General features: G+C 58.0%; 12 protein-coding genes. 7 read left to right on the forward strand and 5 right to left on the reverse strand.

All coding sequences use genetic code 11. The features are described 5' to 3' along the window. Position 1: 1 nt before the first annotated feature. The 3 genes from PU683_RS02030 to PU683_RS02040 form a co-directional block, all read right to left on the reverse strand. Entirely contained in the window at positions 2-1,042 is a 1,041-nt protein-coding gene (locus PU683_RS02030; protein ID WP_277169871.1) for a dipeptidase, read from the reverse strand. A 65-nt stretch (positions 1,043-1,107) separates the two neighbouring features. Next, entirely contained in the window at positions 1,108-2,460 is a 1,353-nt protein-coding gene (gene gorA / locus PU683_RS02035; RefSeq protein WP_277169872.1) for a glutathione-disulfide reductase, read from the reverse strand. 84 nt (positions 2,461-2,544) lie between these two features. Further along, positions 2,545-3,387 carry a 23S rRNA (adenine(2030)-N(6))-methyltransferase RlmJ gene (locus tag PU683_RS02040; protein ID WP_277169873.1) on the reverse strand — a complete coding sequence of 281 codons (843 nt, stop codon included), beginning with the start codon at positions 3,385-3,387 and terminating at the stop codon, positions 2,545-2,547. A gap of 180 nt (positions 3,388-3,567) precedes the next feature. Here PU683_RS02040 and prlC point away from each other — a divergent pair, with 180 nt between their 5' ends. Next, a complete protein-coding gene (gene prlC / locus PU683_RS02045; RefSeq protein WP_277169874.1) occupies positions 3,568-5,610 on the forward strand; it encodes an oligopeptidase A in 2,043 nt (680 codons plus the stop codon). 3 nt (positions 5,611-5,613) lie between these two features. Continuing rightward, entirely contained in the window at positions 5,614-6,366 is a 753-nt protein-coding gene (rsmJ, locus tag PU683_RS02050) for a 16S rRNA (guanine(1516)-N(2))-methyltransferase RsmJ (RefSeq protein WP_277169875.1), read from the forward strand. A gap of 65 nt (positions 6,367-6,431) precedes the next feature. Here the strand turns inward: rsmJ and uspA are convergent, their stop codons facing one another. Next, positions 6,432-6,869, reverse strand: a complete 438-nt coding sequence (uspA, locus tag PU683_RS02055) for a universal stress protein UspA (protein ID WP_277169876.1) — start codon at positions 6,867-6,869, stop codon at positions 6,432-6,434. 453 nt (positions 6,870-7,322) lie between these two features. On the opposite strand from uspA, the gene uspB reads away from it, so the two are divergent. Continuing rightward, positions 7,323-7,658 (forward strand): universal stress protein UspB, encoded by a 336-nt coding sequence (gene uspB / locus PU683_RS02060; RefSeq protein ID WP_023481978.1) that lies wholly within the window; start codon positions 7,323-7,325, stop codon positions 7,656-7,658. Between the two features lie 173 nt (positions 7,659-7,831). Here uspB and pitA read toward each other — a convergent pair whose 3' ends face one another. Beyond that, positions 7,832-9,328: an inorganic phosphate transporter PitA gene (pitA, locus tag PU683_RS02065; RefSeq protein WP_277169877.1), complete on the reverse strand. Its 1,497-nt coding sequence runs from the start codon at positions 9,326-9,328 to the stop codon at positions 7,832-7,834. Between the two features lie 229 nt (positions 9,329-9,557). On the opposite strand from pitA, the gene PU683_RS02070 reads away from it, so the two are divergent. The 4 genes from PU683_RS02070 to PU683_RS02085 all read left to right on the forward strand — a co-directional run bounded on the left by PU683_RS02070 (position 9,558) and on the right by PU683_RS02085 (position 18,009). Then, the gene (locus tag PU683_RS02070; protein WP_277169878.1) at positions 9,558-10,757 is read left to right on the forward strand and encodes a BaiN/RdsA family NAD(P)/FAD-dependent oxidoreductase; all 1,200 of its coding nucleotides are present in this window, start codon (positions 9,558-9,560) and stop codon (positions 10,755-10,757) included. Between the two features lie 387 nt (positions 10,758-11,144). Continuing rightward, positions 11,145-13,067 carry a type VI secretion system Vgr family protein gene (locus tag PU683_RS02075; protein ID WP_277169879.1) on the forward strand — a complete coding sequence of 641 codons (1,923 nt, stop codon included), beginning with the start codon at positions 11,145-11,147 and terminating at the stop codon, positions 13,065-13,067. Next, positions 13,067-13,486, forward strand: coding sequence for a DcrB-related protein (locus PU683_RS02080; RefSeq protein ID WP_277169880.1), 420 nt, complete (start codon positions 13,067-13,069; stop codon positions 13,484-13,486). Before PU683_RS02075 ends, PU683_RS02080 begins: the two co-directional genes overlap by 1 nt. Positions 13,487-13,488: 2 nt before the next feature. Then, a complete protein-coding gene (locus tag PU683_RS02085; protein WP_277169881.1) occupies positions 13,489-18,009 on the forward strand; it encodes an RHS repeat-associated core domain-containing protein in 4,521 nt (1,506 codons plus the stop codon). The last annotated feature ends 6 nt before the right edge of the window (positions 18,010-18,015 follow it).

Raw genomic sequence — 18,015 nt, forward strand, 5'->3', positions numbered from 1 at the left:
TTCAGTTACCCCAGGTCATATTCAGAACTCGCAGCCAGTTGCGCCAGGCAAGTTTTTCTGCCAACGACTGGCTGATGCCAGACGACGTCAGCAGGGCCATGAGTCGCGGTAACCCCGTGACATCGCCCAACTCTTCCGGCAGGTCGATGCCGTCAAAGTCGGAGCCGAATGCTACACGATCCTCACCAAGTTTAGTAAGCAGATAGTCGATGTGTTGGAAAATTTTGTGTAAAGGGGTGCAGGCGTCTCGCCTGCCATCTTCGCGCAGGAAGGCGGTGCCGAAGTTGACGCCCACCAGGCCGTCGCTGGCGGCAATCGCCTCCAGCTGGGCATCGGTGAGGTTGCGCGGCTGCGGGCAGAGGGCGTGCGCATTGGAGTGGCTGGCGACCAGCGGCGCATTGCTGAGGGCTGCGGTGTCCCAGAACGCCCGTTCATTCATATGCGAGAGGTCAATCAAAATTCGCCGTTGATTGCATGCACGGATAAGGCGTTTTCCCGCCTCGCTCAGGCCAGGACCGGTATCCGGCGAGCCGGGAAAGCGGCCATTTACCCCTTCGCCAAATACATTCGGCAGGTTCCAGAACGGCCCAATGCTGCGCACGCCGCGTGCGACCAGCGCATCAAGCGGTTCTAACTCTGCGTTGAGCGCGTCGGCACCTTCAATATGCAAGACCAGCGCTACTGTGCCGTCTTGCAGGCACTGCGCAATCTCCTGCGCGCGGTGGCAGACGCGCATTCTGCCCGCTGAGGCGTCAACCATGCGGTAGAAGAGATCGATCTGCTGGTGGGTGATCCGGAGCGGATCGTGCAGCGCCTGCGCTTCAGCGGGCGTGATGCCGCGCTGTTCTGCGATATAACGAGCAGGAGGGACAAAGACGGCAAACAGCCCCCCGGCAAAACCGGCGCGCTGCATACGGGGAAAATCGAGATGGCCGCCGTTAAGGCCGCTGAAAACCTGCTCGACAGGCGTGTTTGGCTGCTCCATCCACAGCCGCAGCAGCAGATCGTTATGACCATCAAACACGGGGAGTTGCGCCGCCATCTTTTCAAACCTTGTGTACTTGTGTAAAAGCAAAACTGGCCGCGGGGGCCAGTTTGCGTGGAGCATTAACGCATGGTAACGAACTCTTCCGCCGCCGTCGGGTGGATGGCGACAGTGTTGTCGAAGTCCTTCTTGGTCGCGCCCATCTTTAGCGCCACGGCGAAGCCCTGCAGCATCTCATCCATGCCGGAACCGATGCCGTGAATACCGACAATCTTCTCCTCTGGCCCGACGCAGACCAGCTTCATGCGGCACGGTTGGCGGTGAGAGGTGACGGCGGTATACATCGCAGTAAAGGAGGATTTATAGATCTTCACCTGGTCGTCGCCATACTGCTCGCGCGCCTGCGGTTCGGTTAACCCGACGGTGCCGATCGGCGGGTGGCTGAAGACCACGGTCGGAATATTGTTATAGTCCAGATGCTCGTCCGGCTTGTTGTTAAACAGGCGCTCGGAGAGGCGACGGCCAGCGGCGACGGCAACCGGCGTCAGCTCAACTGCGCCGGTGTTATCGCCTACCGCGTAAATACCGGGCACGCTGGTGTTCTGGAACTTATCCACTTCGATATAGCCCTTGTCGTTGGTTTTCACACCGGTGGCGGCAAGGTTGAAGTTATCGGTTTCCGGTTCGCGGCCAATCGCCCAGATCAGGCAGTCAACGGTCTGCGAACCACCATCTTCCAGCGTAATCGTCAGGCTACCGTCGCCGTTTTTCACCACCGTTGTCGGCACGGCGTGGGTATGCAGGATCGGGCCTTCTGCCGCCATCACTTCCACCAGCGTTTCGGAGATCATCGGGTCAAAGCTGCGCAGCGGCGCGTGTTTACGCACAAAGAGGTGCGTTTCGGCACCGAGGCCGTTGATTACGCCTGCCAGTTCGACGGCGATATAGCCTGCACCAACGACCGCAACGCGTTTCGGCAGCGCGGGCAGGGCGAAAAAGCCATCGGAATCAATGCCATATTCCGCGCCGGGAATCGACGGATGGCTCGGGCGACCGCCGGTGGCGATCAGGATGTGGTCGGCGGTAATCCTCTCGCCATTCACTTCCACGGTTTTGGCATCAACAAAACGCGCAAAGCCGCGGATCACATCCACATTATTTTTGCCCAGCACGTTGTCATAAGAGGTGTGAATACGGTCAATGTAGGCGCTGCGGCTGGCAACCAGTTTGCTCCAGTCGAAGTGATTCACCGTAGTGTCGAAGCCATAATCCGGGCCGTAAAGATGGATCGCTTCGGCGATCTGCGCCGCATGCCACATCACCTTTTTCGGCACGCAGCCGACGTTAACGCAGGTGCCGCCCAGCTCTTTAGCTTCGATCAGCGCGCATTTTTGACCATACATGGCGGCACGGTTGATCGAGGCGATACCGCCGCTGCCGCCACCAATGGCGAGGTAGTCATAATGTTTGCTCATGGTCGTTTCCTTAATCCTGAACGAAGTCGACAGTCGTGGCGCGATTGTAGCGCGCCGGGCGCAATGCGCCACCGATGGCTGCGATTACTCTGGTACCACCTGGTTGATAAGCGTATGGCCTGTACCGTTTGGCACCAGCTTTTTGTGCAGCCACGGCAGCACGGTGTTCATTTGCGCTTCCAGCTTCCACGGCGGGTTGATAACGATCATGCCGGAGGCGGTCATGCCGCGCTGGTCGCTGTCCGGGCGCACGCCCAGCTCGATTTGCAGAATATTGCGAATGCCGGTGGCTTCCAGATCGCGCAGCATGCGTTTGATTTGCTGGCGCATCACCACCGGATACCAGAGAGCGTAAACGCCGGTAGCGAAGCGTTTGTGGCCTTCGCTGATACCGCTTACCACCGCCTGGTAGTCAGTTTTGATCTCATACGGCGGGTCGATCAGGATCAGACCCCGACGGGAGACCGGCGGCAGTTTGGCTTTTAATTGCTGATAGCCGTCGGCGCGAGCCACGCGAGTGCGTTCATCTTTCTGGAACTCCTGGCGCAGCAGCGGGAAGTCGCTCGGGTGCAGCTCGGTCAACATCAGGCTATCTTGCTCACGCAGCAGCTGGCGGGCAATCAGCGGTGAACCTGGGTAGTAACGCAGCTGCTCGCCACGGTTAAAGTGACGCACCACATTCATGTAGGGTTCCAGCTCAGCGGGCAGATCGTCTTGCTGCCAGATGCGCGCGATCCCTTCCATATATTCACCGGTGCGCTCCGCATGCTCGCCGGAGAGCTGATAACGCCCCGCGCCTGCGTGGGTGTCGAGATAGAGAAACGGTTTCTCTTTCTCTTTCAGCGCTTCGATGATCAGGCTCTGAACGGTGTGTTTGAGGACGTCGGCGTGGTTGCCCGCGTGGAAGCTGTGGCGATAACTGAGCATAGCGTTGGAGATTCCAGAAATTAAACGAGATTTCGCACAGTCTATCGCAGATCGCGGCGGATTACCGCTCAACCCTCCGCTTATTGCAGCGATACCCGGCTTAAGCGCACCCTCCGGCATTGAAATCTCCATAAGTTAGCCCCATGCTAATCAAACACCCTTTTCAACAGGACTGCGCATATGACCAACCCCCTTTTGACGCCTTTCGAGTTACCGCCGTTTTCCCAAATTCGCCCTGAACACGTTGTCCCTGCGGTAACGAAAGCGCTGGACGACTGCCGAAACGCGGTTGAGAGCGTTGTCGCGCAGGGCGGCCCCTATACCTGGGCTAATCTTTGCCAGCCGCTGGCGGAAGTCGATGACCGTCTGGGTCGTCTCTTCTCTCCCGTCAGCCACCTGAATTCCGTGAAAAACAGCCCGGAACTGCGTGAAGCTTACGAACAGACCCTGCCGCTGCTCTCTGAGTACAGCACCTGGGTCGGCCAGCATGAAGGGCTCTATAACGCCTATCGCGATCTGCGCGACGGCGCCCACTATGCGGAACTGAGCGTTGCCGAGAAAAAATCGGTCGATAACGCCCTTCGCGACTTCAAACTGTCGGGCATCGGCCTGCCGAAAGAGACGCAGAAACGCTATGGTGAAATCGCCGCGCGCCTCTCTGAGCTGGGCAACCTCTACAGCAACAATGTGCTCGACGCCACCATGGGCTGGAGCAAGCTGGTTAGCGACGAGTCTGAACTCTCCGGCATGCCGGAAAGCGCCTTAGCGGCGGCGAAAGCGCAGGCGGAAGCCAAAGAGCAAGAGGGCTATCTGTTAACGCTTGATATCCCGAGCTACCTGCCGGTGATGACCTACTGCGACAACCAGGCGCTGCGCGAAGAGATGTACCGCGCGTACAGCACCCGCGCCTCCGATCAGGGGCCGAACGCCGGGAAATGGGATAACAGCCCGGTGATGGCAGAGATCCTCGCCCTGCGTCACGAACTGGCGCAACTGCTTGGCTTTGAGAGCTATGCGGATAAATCCCTGGCGACCAAAATGGCAGAGAACCCGGCGCAGGTGCTGGAGTTCTTAACCGATCTGGCGAAACGCGCCCGTCCGCAGGGCGAAAAAGAGCTGGCGCAGCTGCGCGCTTTCGCGAAAGCAGAATGTGGCGTCGACGATCTGCAACCGTGGGATATCGCCTACTACAGCGAAAAACAGAAGCAGCACCTCTACAGCATCAGCGATGAGCAACTGCGCCCCTATTTCCCGGAAAACCGCGCCGTTAACGGCCTGTTCGAAGTGGTAAAACGCATTTATGGCATCACCGCCAAAGAGCGTACCGATGTCGATGTCTGGCACCCGGAGGTGCGTTTCTTCGAACTGTATGACGAAAACAACGAGCTGCGCGGCAGCTTCTATCTCGATCTCTATGCCCGTGAGCACAAACGCGGCGGGGCGTGGATGGATGATTGCGTTGGCCAGATGCGCCGCGCCGACGGCTCGCTGCAAAAACCGGTGGCCTATCTCACCTGTAATTTTAACCGCCCGGTGAGCGGCAAACCTGCCCTCTTCACCCATGATGAAGTGATCACGCTGTTCCATGAGTTTGGTCACGGCCTGCACCACATGCTGACGCGGGTTGAAACCGCAGGCGTTGCGGGTATCAGCGGTGTGCCGTGGGATGCGGTCGAGCTGCCGAGCCAGTTTATGGAGAACTGGTGCTGGGAGCCGGAAGCGCTGGCGTTTATCTCGGGTCACTTCGAGACCGGCGAGCCGCTGCCGCAGGAGCTGCTGGATAAAATGCTGGCGGCGAAAAACTACCAGGCGGCGATGTTTATCCTGCGCCAACTGGAGTTCGGCCTGTTCGACTTCCGTCTGCATGCGGAATTTAACCCGCAAGCGGGCGCGAAAATCCTCGAAACCCTGGCCGAAATCAAACGCCAGGTGGCGGTGATGCCTGGGCCGTCGTGGGGTCGTTTCCCGCACGCCTTCAGCCATATTTTCGCGGGCGGTTACGCAGCGGGTTACTACAGCTACCTGTGGGCCGATGTGCTGGCAGCCGACGCTTACTCCCGCTTCGAGGAGGAGGGGATTTTTAACCGCGAAACCGGGCAGTCATTCCTCGATAACATTCTCACCCGTGGCGGTTCAGAAGAGCCGATGGAGCTGTTCAAACGCTTCCGCGGGCGCGAGCCGCAGATTGACGCGATGCTTGAGCATTATGGTATCGAAGGCTAACACTTGAAGATCTGCTTACTGGACGAAACAGGCACCGGAGACGGTGCCTTATCCGATCTTATTGCCCGCTTCGGGCTGGAGCCGGATGATGACAACCTGATGGCGCTGGTTCGCACGCCGACTCACCTTGAACTGCGTAAACGTGATGAGCCTAAACTCGGTGGCATCTTTGTCGATTTTGTTGCAGGCGCGATGGCGCACCGGCGCAAGTTTGGCGGCGGGCGAGGCGAAGCGGTGGCGAAAGCGGTCGGTATTAAAGGTAGCTATCTGCCGGAGGTGGTGGATGCCACCGCCGGGCTCGGGCGCGACGCCTTTGTGCTGGCCTCCGTCGGTTGTCGGGTCCGCATGCTGGAGCGCAATCCGGTGGTGGCCGCTCTGCTGGAGGATGGCCTGCAGCGCGGTTACGCGGATGCGGAAGTCGGTCCGTGGCTGCGCGAACGGTTAACGCTGATCCACGCCTCAAGTCTCTCGGGGCTGGCGGATATTTCGCCGCGTCCGCAGGTGGTCTATCTCGATCCGATGTTTCCGCATAAGCAGAAGAGCGCGCTGGTGAAAAAGGAGATGCGGGTCTTTCAGTCGCTGGTTGGCCCGGATCTCGATGCGGATGGCTTACTGGAGCCTGCGCGTCAGTTAGCGATTAAACGCGTGGTGGTAAAACGGCCCGACTACGCGCCGCCGCTGGCAGGCGTCGCCACGCAATCTGCGGTGGTGACCAAAAGTCACCGTTTCGATATCTACCCCGGCTCCGGGGAGTAAAAAAGCCCGGTGGCGTTGCGCGCACCGGGCGGTATTCAGGCTACTGACGAAAGGTCAACGAACGATTATTCGTCCTCTTCATCGCGCAGCGGGACAATCAGCATATCGACATGAACGGTGTTAATCAGCTGGCGCGCAGAGGACATCAGTTTGCTCCAGAAGTCCTGATGATGGCCGCACACCACCAAATCCATATCATATTTTTTGATCGCGTCGACCAGCACCTGGCCCAGATCGCCGCTGCCGCTCAGGGTCTCGGTAATCGGATAGCCTGCGTTGGTGGAGAGCTCCGTCAGCGCCTGGTGCGTTTCGTCGGAGATGCGCTTTTGCATATCGCCGAGGTTAACGTCGATAAGGCCGGTGTAGAGATCGGAGTAGTTCACATCGACATGAATCAGAGAGATCTTTGCGTTGTAAGGGCGCGCCATAGAGACGGCTTTATCAACCAGCAGCTTGCTTTCAGGGGAGAGATCGACGGCGATAAGGATGTGTTGGTAAGCCATAATGTTACTCCTTCCATAAGTTGTCGATGGCCATCCGGGTGAAACCCTGATGGGGTTGCGCTACGCTCGCATCCTGCGTTGTACGTGAGCGTTGCGCCCGACTTTTCAGGTCGCATTCAAAATGATTTCTACCTTATAACGCTCTAACAGCACCGTCAATCAACCTGGATCACGATTCACTTACGTAATATTTACAGCGAGATGCAGGGTTATGCGTTCGCTTGTGGCAAAAAAAGAGCGCGATCTCCTACACTATTAAGAAACCGTACGGAAGAGTGAGACGGTGTCCCGAAGTTGTCCTGATTATTTGCGCGAGGTCAACTACGGAACATCGCCTTCGTTGTAGTCCGTCCGGAGCCTTGGTTACACTCTTTGTTGTCTACCTTAATGGGGTTTTCAGGAGCGTGAGCGCTGGAGTGAAACTCTGTGGGCTCTCGCCGGGGAGGGGATATGGTGATCAGCACTGTTGCGCTATTTTGGGCTTTATGTGTGGTGTGTGTAGTTAACATGGCGCGTTATTACTCATCGCTGCGCGCTCTGTTAGTGGTACTTCGCGGGTGTGACCCCTTACTGTATCAATACGTTGATGGCGGCGGTTTCTTTACCGCCCACGGTCAACCCAGCAAGCAGATGCGGCTGGTGTGGTACATCTACGCTCAGCGTTACCGCGATCACCATGACGATGAGTTTATCCGCCGCTGCGAGCGGGTGCGTCACCTGTTTATTTTGACCAGTTCGTTATGTGGGCTGGTGGTGTTGAGCCTGATTGGGCTGATGATTTGGCACTGAGCGGCTTCAACAAAGGCCTGATGGCGCTGCGCTTATCAGGCCTACGGACGGCTGGACTCGGCTTTCGGCGTAGGCCGGATAGGGCGCGAGCCGCATCCGGCAATCAGCAGGGTTCCAGCAATAAAAAAACGGGTCAGTTTCCTGACCCGTTTTTTGTCTCTCTGAGGCTTACGTTAAATAAGCTTCAGCGCAATCCAGTACAGACCGCCGGAGAGGATAATCGACGCCGGCAGCGTGAAGATCCAGGCCATCAGAATGTTGGTTACGGTTTTACGCTGCAAACCGCCGCCGTCGACAATCATCGTACCGGCTACGGAAGATGAGAGCACGTGGGTGGTTGAGACCGGCATACCGGTATAGCTCGCCAGACCAATCGACACCGCTGCGGTCATCTGCGCGGACATCCCCTGGGCGTAGGTCATGCCTTTCTTACCGATCTTCTCGCCGATGGTGGTGGCAACACGACGCCAGCCAATCATCGTACCCAGACCCAGCGCCAGCGCGACCGCCATGATGATCCAGATTGGCGCGTACTCGATGGTGCTGAGCATATCGCCTTTCAGTTTCTTCAGCAGACGCTGATCGTCGGCGCTGATCTCCGGCTGCTTCGCCACTTTATCCGTGATATCGGAGAGGCAGAGCATAATCCGGCGCAGCTGACCGCGCTGCTCCAGCGGGATCTGGTCATAATTTTCAATCCCGGTGAGCATCGCTTTCGCACGGTCCAGCGCAGTGATAGCGCGGCCCGCGTGGCAGTGAAACTCGCCAGGGTTGGTGGCCACTTCTTCCGGCGTGGGGATCAGCGGATCGACACCGGTCGCTTTTTGCAGCAGCGCCGGGTGTTGCTGGAAGTAGGTTTCCACGTTGTTGACGGCATCACGCGTACGGGTGATGTCGTAACCGGAGGCATTCATATTGACCACGAAGCCCGCCGGCGCGACGCCAATCAGCACCAGCATAATCAGGCCGATGCCTTTCTGGCCGTCGTTTGCGCCATGAGAGAAGCTGACGCCGATAGCCGAGAGGATCAGTGCGATACGCGTCCAGAACGGCGGCTTTTTCTTGCCGTCGATCTTCTCGCGCTCCGCAGGCGTCATATGAATGCGCGCACGTTTCTTGGTGCTGCTCCAGTAGCGACGCAGCAGGAAGACCAGCCCGCCGGCAAATACCAGGCCGACGATCGGTGAAACGATCAGCGAACCAAAGATATTCAGCACTTTCGGGATGTTCAGCGCGTCGACCACCGAGGTGCCGGTCATCAGAGCATTGGTTAAACCAATCCCGATAATTGCGCCAATCAGGGTGTGAGAACTGGAAGCAGGCAGACCCAGATACCAGGTGCCGAGGTTCCAGATAATGGCAGCCAGCAGCATGGAAAAGACCATCGCCAGGCCGTGTGCGGAGCTAACATTCAGCAACAGGTCGGTTGGCAACATATGCACAATGGCATACGCAACGCTTAACCCGCCCAGCAAAACGCCGAAGAAGTTAAACACTGCCGCCATCACAACCGCCAGCTGAGAACGCATAGCGCGTGTATAAATCACGGTTGCAACGGCATTCGCTGTGTCGTGGAAGCCGTTAATGGCCTCGTAAAACAGAACAAAAACCAGTGCAAGCACGAGGAGTAGCCCGGTGTGGAGATCCAGGCCGGCAAACAAATGTACCATAGGTCGTTAAGCCATTTTGGGGACACGAACGCCGCGCATTATCAGGGACATTGGCGGTATGGGCAAAGTGAAATATCGACTTTTTTTGACATTATCTCTTACATTCGGCTGAATTTTTAAAATTATCTTATAAATTTCAAGGGCATGTTTCTTTTCTCTCCAAACCGCGCTGGTGTGACCACCCTGAACTCTTTACAATTCGCGACCAGGTAAAAGAGAGGGTGAAGATGTGGAAAGCTTTGATGCCATTATAGTCGGTGCTGGCGCGGCGGGGATGTTTTGTGCGGCGCTGGCGGGGCAAGCGGGTCGGCGCGTTCTGCTGCTGGATAACGGTAAAAAGCCGGGTCGCAAGATCCTGATGTCCGGCGGTGGGCGCTGCAACTTCACCAACCTTTATGTCGAACCGGCGGCCTATTTAAGCCAGAACCCCCATTTCTGCAAATCTGCCCTCGCGCGTTATACCCAGTGGGATTTTATCGATCTGGTGGGTAAGCACGGCATCGCCTGGCATGAGAAGACGCTTGGTCAGCTCTTTTGCGACGACTCTGCGCAGCAGATTGTCGATCTGCTGGTGGCAGAGTGTGAGAAAGGCAATGTCACCCAGCGTCTGCGCACGGAGATCCTCTCCGTCGAGCGTGATGACAAAGGCTATACCTTACAGCTGAACGGCGGCACGGTGCAGGCGGCGAAACTCGTTATTGCCTCCGGCGGGCTGTCGATGCCGGGGCTGGGCGCTTCGCCTTTCGGCTACAAAATCGCTGAGCAGTTTGGCCTGAAGGTGCTGCCAACCCGCGCCGGTCTGGTACCTTTTACCCTGCACAAACCTCTACTTGAGCAGATGCAAACCCTCTCTGGCGTCTCTGTACCCTCTGTTATCACTGCTGAAAACGGGACGGTATTTCGCGAAAACCTGCTCTTTACTCACCGTGGTCTGTCGGGGCCTGCGGTGCTGCAAATCTCCAGCTACTGGCTACCGGGCGAGTTCGTCACCATTAACTTAGTGCCGGAGTGCGATCTGGCGGAGTTTCTCAATCAGCAGCGCGATGCGCACCCCAATCAGAGCCTGAGAAACACCCTCGGCATGCAGTTGCCAAAACGCCTGGTTGAGTGTTTACAGCAGCTCGGGCAGATCCCCGATGTGACGCTGAAGCAGCTTAATAGCCGTGAGCAGGAGAAGCTGGTTGAGACCCTGACAGCATGGCGCGTCCAGCCTAACGGCACTGAAGGTTACCGCACCGCAGAGGTGACGCTCGGCGGCGTCGATACGCATGAACTCTCGTCGCGCACGATGGAGGCGCGAAACGTGCCGGGGCTCTATTTTATTGGCGAAGTGATGGATGTGACCGGCTGGCTGGGCGGCTACAACTTCCAGTGGGCATGGTCCAGTGCCTGGGCCTGCGCACAGGCGCTGGCAGAGCAAGAGGCATAAGCGCTTTTCGATCGCCCACGCTTTGTCGTAAGCAATGTTTCTCTGTCAGGCAATAAATTGCGAGAGCCCTCGCGAAACCGCAAAGTGAGCATTTGACTCTGCGGTCGCGTCCTAACACAATCCTTTTCACTTAAAGCAAATTACGCTGAAGGCCATTGATTTAAGCGTCTTTATTTTTGCGGGATCGCTATTAACTCGCTAAAAACAGGCGCTTTTTTTGGTAGGTTTGCTATGGATTAGGATAATTCCTGGCACTACTTTCGCCGAAAAATCAGACAATAGAGGCCTTTTCGCTTGCAGAAAGGGTGCGGTAGCTTTTTATCAAGCCCGCCACGTTAAACCGATGAACGCGCCTGGAGTGGTGCGTTTTATGTCAGGATCCGCTTTATGAGCAATCGCATCACTGTTCAGTTACCTGCCGAGGGGCTGCTCTTCTGGAAAATTTCTGGTCGTGAAGCCCTGTCCGAAGCATTCTCCTTTAACCTGCAATTGCTCGGCACTGACGCGCGCATGGATCGCAGCAAGCTGCTCGGTAAACCGGTCACCGTTACCCTGCCGACGCAGGGGCTCTCCGGTAGCCGCTACCTTAACGGTAAAATCACCCGCGTCGCCGTAAGCGCCGTCGAGCTGAGCGGTACGCGTTATGCCGTTTACCAACTTACCGTAGAGTCGGATCTCTGGCCGATGAAGCGCGACCGCAACCTGCGTATTTTCCAGGGCCAGACGGCGCCGCAAATCGTGAAAACCCTGCTGGGCGAATATCAGGTCAATATTGAAGATAAGCTGACCGGCAGCTACCGCACCTGGGACTACTGCGTGCAGTACCAGGAGAGCAGCTTCGATTTCATTAGTCGTCTGATGGAGCTGGAAGGCATTGCCTACCATTTCCATCATGAAGCGGACAAACACACATTGGTGCTGACCGACGCGGCCACCCAGCATCAGCCCTTCAGCGGCTATGAGTTTATTCCCTATCACCAGACACCCTCGGGCGGCAGTACCGATGAAGAGGGGATCAGCCAGTGGGCGCTGGAAGATAGCGTAACGCCGGGGCTCTACAGCCTTGATGATTACGATTTCCGCAAACCGAACGCGTGGCTTTTCCAGGCGCGGCAGAACCCGAACTCTCCCTCGCCGGGCACGATTGATGTTTATGACTGGCCGGGTCGCTTTGTTGAGCATGGGCATGGCGAATTCTACGCCCGTATTCGCCAGGAGCGCTGGCAGGTTGAGCATCAGCAAATCGAAGGTACCGCCACGGCAATCGGTATTGCGCCGGGCTGCACTTTCCAGCTCACCAACGCCGCGTTTTTTAATGACAATGGCGAATACCTTGTTACCGCCGCGCACTACAACTTTGAAGAGAACCGCTATGCCAGCGGCGCTGACAGCCAGACGGTGCACCGCATCGACTTCAGCGTTATTCCCTCCTCGGTGGTGTTTCGCCCGCCGCAGCACACTCCCTGGCCGCGCACGTACGGCCCGCAGACCGCGCGCGTCGTTGGTCCGCAGGGTGAGAGCATCTGGACGGACAAATATGGCCGCATAAAAGTGAAGTTCCACTGGGATCGGCTGGCGAAGGGTGATGACACCAGCTCCTGCTGGGTGCGCGTCTCCAGCGCCTGGGCCGGTCAGGGCTATGGTGGCGTGCAGATCCCGCGCGTCGGCGACGAAGTGGTGATCGACTTTATCAACGGCGATCCGGATCGCCCGATTGTCACCGGCCGCGTTTACAACGAAGCGAGCATGCCGCCCTGGGCGCTGCCTGCCGCCGCCACGCAGATGGGCTTCCTCAGCCGCTCGAAAGATGGCTCGGTGGATAACGCCAACGCCCTGCGCTTTGAAGATAAAGCGGGCGAAGAGCAGGTGTGGATCCAGGCCGAGCGTAACCTTGATACCCATGTGAAAAACGATGAGACGCGCAGCGTTGGCGGCTCGCAAACCGTGAACATCACGCGCGATCACACCGGCAAAGTGGCCGGGACGCACTTCCAGGCGACACAGCTTTCCCACGAAGAGGTGGTCGGTGGCGATTTTACACAGAAGGTTCAGGGCACTCTGACACTCGCCTCTGGCTCGAGCATAAAACTCGTTACCGGACAATCAGCCCTGATACTGGGTGCTAACGGCACGGTCACGCTGCAGTGCAATGATTTTAAAATCGACGCGCTGGGCAGCGGTCAGATTAATACAAAAGGATTGCTGGATTTGAATTTATCAACACCCGATAAACATGACGATGTTGCTCCTACCATCGACCAAATCCAGGCTGCGGTGAAAAAAGCATTTGATCAAGGGAAGGGTAAATAATGGCGGCCGCACAGTTTGTTATTTCGGAAGGCGTCCTCAACCTGCCGGAAGCATGCCAGGATCGCAGCATCAACGTGCTGCGCTTTAATGAGAGCAACGCGACGCTGGTGATCACCCGTGCGTGGGACATCAAGGCGGGCGAGGAAGAGGCGTTTCTCAGCCAGCAACTGGCGAAAGTGAAGCGCAGCATGAAGAAGGTAGTAATGGGCGACGTGGGAGATAACCAGGTGGCGAACCAGCCTGCCCGTGAAGTTTCACTGCGCTTTGAAAACCAGGGCGTGCTGGTGCATGAAAAACTGGCCATCACCCGCGCGGACGATCATCTGCTGGTGCTGACGTTCAGCCGCACCGCGCCGTTTGACGCACCGGCTGATGCCTTCTGGGCCTCGATCAAATCGGGCTTACAGTTAGGGGCGTAACGATGACGGATTACATCGCGGCCCGTATTGATGACCCACTGATTCACAGCTCGGTGCTGGCGGATTTTGTCGGTGGCTTAGTGGAAGGGGCGGTCGTCGCCGGGATCCTGCTTGCCGCCGGTACAGGTGTCGGTGCAGTGTTGGGCGGGGTGGCGATAGCCGCACTGGTCTTCAGCGGCGGTCTGCAAGAAATCGGCGACGCCGCCGGGAAGCTGGTCGACAGCCTGATAGACCCCGGGCCCCCCGACGCGCATATCGTTACCGGCTCTGAGAACGTGCATATCAAGGGCAAAAAAGCCGCGCGCGCCGCCGGAACCGTGGATCGCGATTATCTGCTCGCGCCTCCTGCTCCTGAAGAGAGCATCGACTGGGCAGCCGTCGGTGTGCTGGCGCTGGCCACTGCGGCTGAAGCGGCAAAACTCATCCTGACGCCCGGCGGCATGACGATGGCGCTTGCCGAACGCGCCAAAAATCTCACCCTTGATGACATGAAAAAGTGGGGCTCGAACCTGTGGGAATCGCTTTCGCAACCACTGGTTGAGAGCGCCGATCCCCATGCGACCCCGATGCCACTCGATACCGTCGACTGCAAAAAAGGCCATGCGGTCACCAGCAGTAACTTTATCGCCCAGGGTTCCAAAAGCGTCTTAATCAATAATCAGCCCGCAGCGCGCAATGGTGAGAAAAGCACCTGCGAAGCCGAAATCAAAGTTAGCGAAGATCCCCGTGTACGTATCGGTGGTGACACCATCACCGTTCGCGACATCCGTAGCGGCAAAAATCAGCTAGCCTACTTATTGGGTGGCATTTTAGGCTCAGCGGGGGTCGCTGAACTGCCCAATCTGGCAAGAATGGTCTGCCGACGCATGCTAACCCGCAGCGTGCTGAAAAATATCGTCTGTGCTTTTGGCAGCGCAGTGGTATCAGATACGGTTTCTTCAGTACTCATTACGGCGGCCAGCACCGCCTTACCTGTCAATATCGCCAGCGGCGCCAAGATCCTCGCCAAAGAGGAGGATCTCGACTTTGTGCTGGCGGATCGTATGCCGCTCTACTGGCAGCGTATCTACAACAGCCGCAACCGTGCCTCCGGCATGTTCGGCCCCGGCTGGATGATGCCGTTTGAGACGCGTCTTTACCGTCTGGCGGACAATCAGCTGATTTTCAAAGACATGAGCGGGCGCGAGCTGGGGCTTGGTGAAGTGCTCAGCGGCGACATGATCTCCTATCCGGATGAGGGGCTGAGGCTCTTCTCTGGCCCGAACGGTGCGATCGCGATCCAGACCGGCGAAGGCGATCATCAGGTCTATGAACCGGATCCTACCCGCCCGGGCGAGTGGCGCATGCACCGCATTTATGACCGCCATGAAAACGCCCACTACTTCAGCTGGAACGAACAGGGCCAGCTGGCGCGTATCTCCAGTGATAACGAAGCGCTGGATGTTGAGCTTGAGTACGACGCCCATAGCGGGCGCTTACGTGCGGTTTACCAGATTGTTGATGGCGCACGCCAGTTGCTGGTGAGCTATCGCTACAACGACCAGGCGCAGCTGATTGCAGTCATTGATGCCGATGAGGTGGTAACCCGCCAGTTCGGCTGGGACCGCGCCAGCGATATGCTGGCCTGGCACAGCTTCCCGACCGGCCTGAAAGTGCATTACCAGTGGCAGGCGAGCGCAGACGCCGGACACTGGCGCGTCAAGGCGTACCAGGTTCACGACGAGCAGGGTACGGTGCTGGAAAACTGGCGCATCGATGCCGACGAGAGCAAACGCTACGCCCGCGTCAGCAACGATGAAGGCGTGGTCAGCGAACACTACTGGGATGAGATCTACCGCATCACCGCGTACACCGATGTGCACGGCGGTAAATGGCAATTCAGCTGGGCAGGTCAGTCCGAACAGCTGTTGTCAGCCGTGCAGCCGGACGGCGGGCGCTGGGAGTATGCCTGGGACGATCGCGGCAATATGACGCTTGAGCGCGACCCGCTCGAACGCGCAACGCTGAAAACCTGGCATCCGCTGTATGACTTCCCGTTAAAAGAGGTGCTGCCGGATGGCGGCGTCTGGCAGTACGAATACAGCCTGGCGGGCGATGTGGTGGCGCTGACCGATCCGGAAGGCGGCGTGACGCGCTTCGAGTGGAACGATCAGGGCGACTTAATCCGCCGCATTGATGCGCTGGAGAACAGCCACCGCTTCTGGTGGGATGCGCTGGGCCAGCTGATCCGCGAAGAGGACTGCTCCGGTAATCAGAGCCAGAATCAGTATGATGGTGCCGGGCGCCTTATCCGCAGCACCGATCCGCTCGGCAATACGGACCGCTATGTCTGGAGCCCCGCCGGTCGCCTGCAGACCTACATCCGTGCCGACGGGCGCGAGACGAAGTTCAGCTACACAAAATCCGGCCTGCTCTGCGGACAGAGCGTCGATGGCGTCAGTACGCGCAGGGTGAAACTCAATGCGCGCGGCCAGGTGACGGAAGCCACCGATCCGGCAGGGCATGTGACCCGTTTCCGCTTCAACCGGGCGGGTCGCCTGGTGACGCTGACCAACGCCAACAACCAGGAGTGGCGTTTCGACTACACCCCGACCGGGTTGCTGACCTGTCAGCAGGATTACGCCGGGCGGCAGACGGAGTATCACTACAACGCCGCACAGCAGGTGGCTACGCTTGTACGCCACCCGGAGCGCGGCAGCGACCTGCCGGCGCAGGTGCTCAATTACGAATATGATGCCCTCGGGCGCATGACGGCGCGGGAAACCCCGGAGCACCGCACCGAGTACCGTTACAGCGCGCTGGCCACCGAAATCCGCCGTTATGCCTACACCGAGTGGCGTCAGGCCGCGGTGGAGATGCGCGAGCCGGCGCACAGCGAAGCCATCATCCTCGCGCGCAACAAGCTTGGCGACCTGGTCTGCGAGGAGAACCATTCCGGCGTCTATCAGCATGAATACGATGCCCTGAGCAACCTCAGTGCCACCACCTTCCCGGACGGGCGGGAACTGAAGTTCCTGCGCTACGGCACCGGGCACCTGCTGGAGATGCAGCTCTCCCTGAGCGGCAAAACGCTGCCGGTCAGCGGCTACCAGCGTGACCGCCTGCACCGTGAAACGCACCGCACGATGGGGGCGCTGGAGCTGGAGACGCACTACGACATGGCCGGGCGCATCACGCACCGGCGCTGCACCGACAACCTGCGCGACCGCCTGGTCTCGGAGCGCCGTTACCAGTGGGACCGTGCGGACCAGATAATCCGCCGCATGTATACCGACGGCGCACCATCCACCCCGGCGGAGAAGTACCGCCAGTCCCTGTGGGGCTACGACGCGGCCGGGCGCATGACGCAGAGCCTGCAGCCGGAAGGCGAGGAGCGTTTCTGGTATGACGCGGCGGACAACCGTACCACCCCGGATTTACAGCCGGTGTGGAACAACCTGCTGAAACGCCTGGACGGCGTCAGCCGGGAGTACGATGGTTTCGGGCGCATGACCGTGCGCCACGACACGCAGCGCGGCGTGACGCAGCGTTTCAGCTACGATGACGAGCACCGCATCAGCCGGGTGGAAATCGACGGCGACACGGAGTTCACAAAAGCCGAATACCGCTACGACGCCCTGGGTCGCCGCACTGAGAAACAGGTGTGGCGACGCCATGCCCGCAAACCGGAACGCACGCAGTACGCCTGGTCCGGGCTGCAGATGGTGGGTGAAACCAGCGACACTCACCCGGACGCGGCGGTGCAGTATATCTACACCGAAAACAGCTATGAACCGCTGGCGCGCGTTGACAGCCACGGCGAGCATGCGGACATCTTCTGGTACCACACGGAACTGAACGGCCTGCCGGACAGCGTGACCGACAGCCACGGTGACACGGTCTGGCGAGGAGCCTCCACCGCGTGGGGCCGCAGCCTGCGGGAAAGCACACCGGTCGACTGGGACACCCCGCAGAACCTGCGCTTCCAGGGCCAGTACCTGGATCGTGAAACGGGCCTGCATTACAACACCTTCCGCTACTACGACCCGGCCGGCGGATGTTACACGCAGATGGATCCGATTGGTTTGCTGGGCGGTATTAATTTATATCAATACGTATCTAATCCATTAAATTGGATGGATCCAGTTGGCCTATCAGGTTGCGCTATCGCAAGAGCATCTGATTATCGCCATACCTTGGGTGGAAAGCCTGGGGGTATTGGTAAAGGAAGGAATATTGCAACTTCTAACTATAATATAGATGGAATAACAGGGACTGCTGATGCCATCAGTGGAAAAGGTTCAATCCCCGGGTTTGTCGATATACCAGACCCAAATAACCGCTTATTTACAACGACCGTTGTTTCTCACCCACGGGCTTTTGATTCAGAAGCTAAAATATTAGAGCATATCGGCAGTAAGATAACGCCTGATGCTAAGGGTACAATTGATCTGTTTTCTGAATTGCCAATCTGCAAATCTTGCCAAGGGGTTATTCAGCAGTTCGAAAGTAAATATCCCGGAGTCAAGATAAATATTTTGTAAAGGAGA

Origin of the sequence: Candidatus Kosakonia sp. 282A-S69 (assembly GCF_029433855.1) — a bacterium.
In the GTDB taxonomy this organism is placed as follows: Bacteria; Pseudomonadota; Gammaproteobacteria; order Enterobacterales; family Enterobacteriaceae; genus Kosakonia; species Kosakonia cowanii_A.

Coding starts and splice junctions, on each gene's coding strand:
- PU683_RS02030 (WP_277169871.1), bottom strand. CDS start 1,042: ATGGCGGCGCAACTCCCCGTGTTTGATGGTCATAACGATCTGCTGCTG.
- gorA (WP_277169872.1), bottom strand. CDS start 2,460: ATGAGCAAACATTATGACTACCTCGCCATTGGTGGCGGCAGCGGCGGT.
- PU683_RS02040 (WP_277169873.1), bottom strand. CDS start 3,387: ATGCTCAGTTATCGCCACAGCTTCCACGCGGGCAACCACGCCGACGTC.
- prlC (WP_277169874.1), top strand. CDS start 3,568: ATGACCAACCCCCTTTTGACGCCTTTCGAGTTACCGCCGTTTTCCCAA.
- uspA (WP_277169876.1), bottom strand. CDS start 6,869: ATGGCTTACCAACACATCCTTATCGCCGTCGATCTCTCCCCTGAAAGC.
- pitA (WP_277169877.1), bottom strand. CDS start 9,328: ATGGTACATTTGTTTGCCGGCCTGGATCTCCACACCGGGCTACTCCTC.
- PU683_RS02075 (WP_277169879.1), top strand. CDS start 11,145: ATGAGCAATCGCATCACTGTTCAGTTACCTGCCGAGGGGCTGCTCTTC.
- PU683_RS02080 (WP_277169880.1), top strand. CDS start 13,067: ATGGCGGCCGCACAGTTTGTTATTTCGGAAGGCGTCCTCAACCTGCCG.
- PU683_RS02085 (WP_277169881.1), top strand. CDS start 13,489: ATGACGGATTACATCGCGGCCCGTATTGATGACCCACTGATTCACAGC.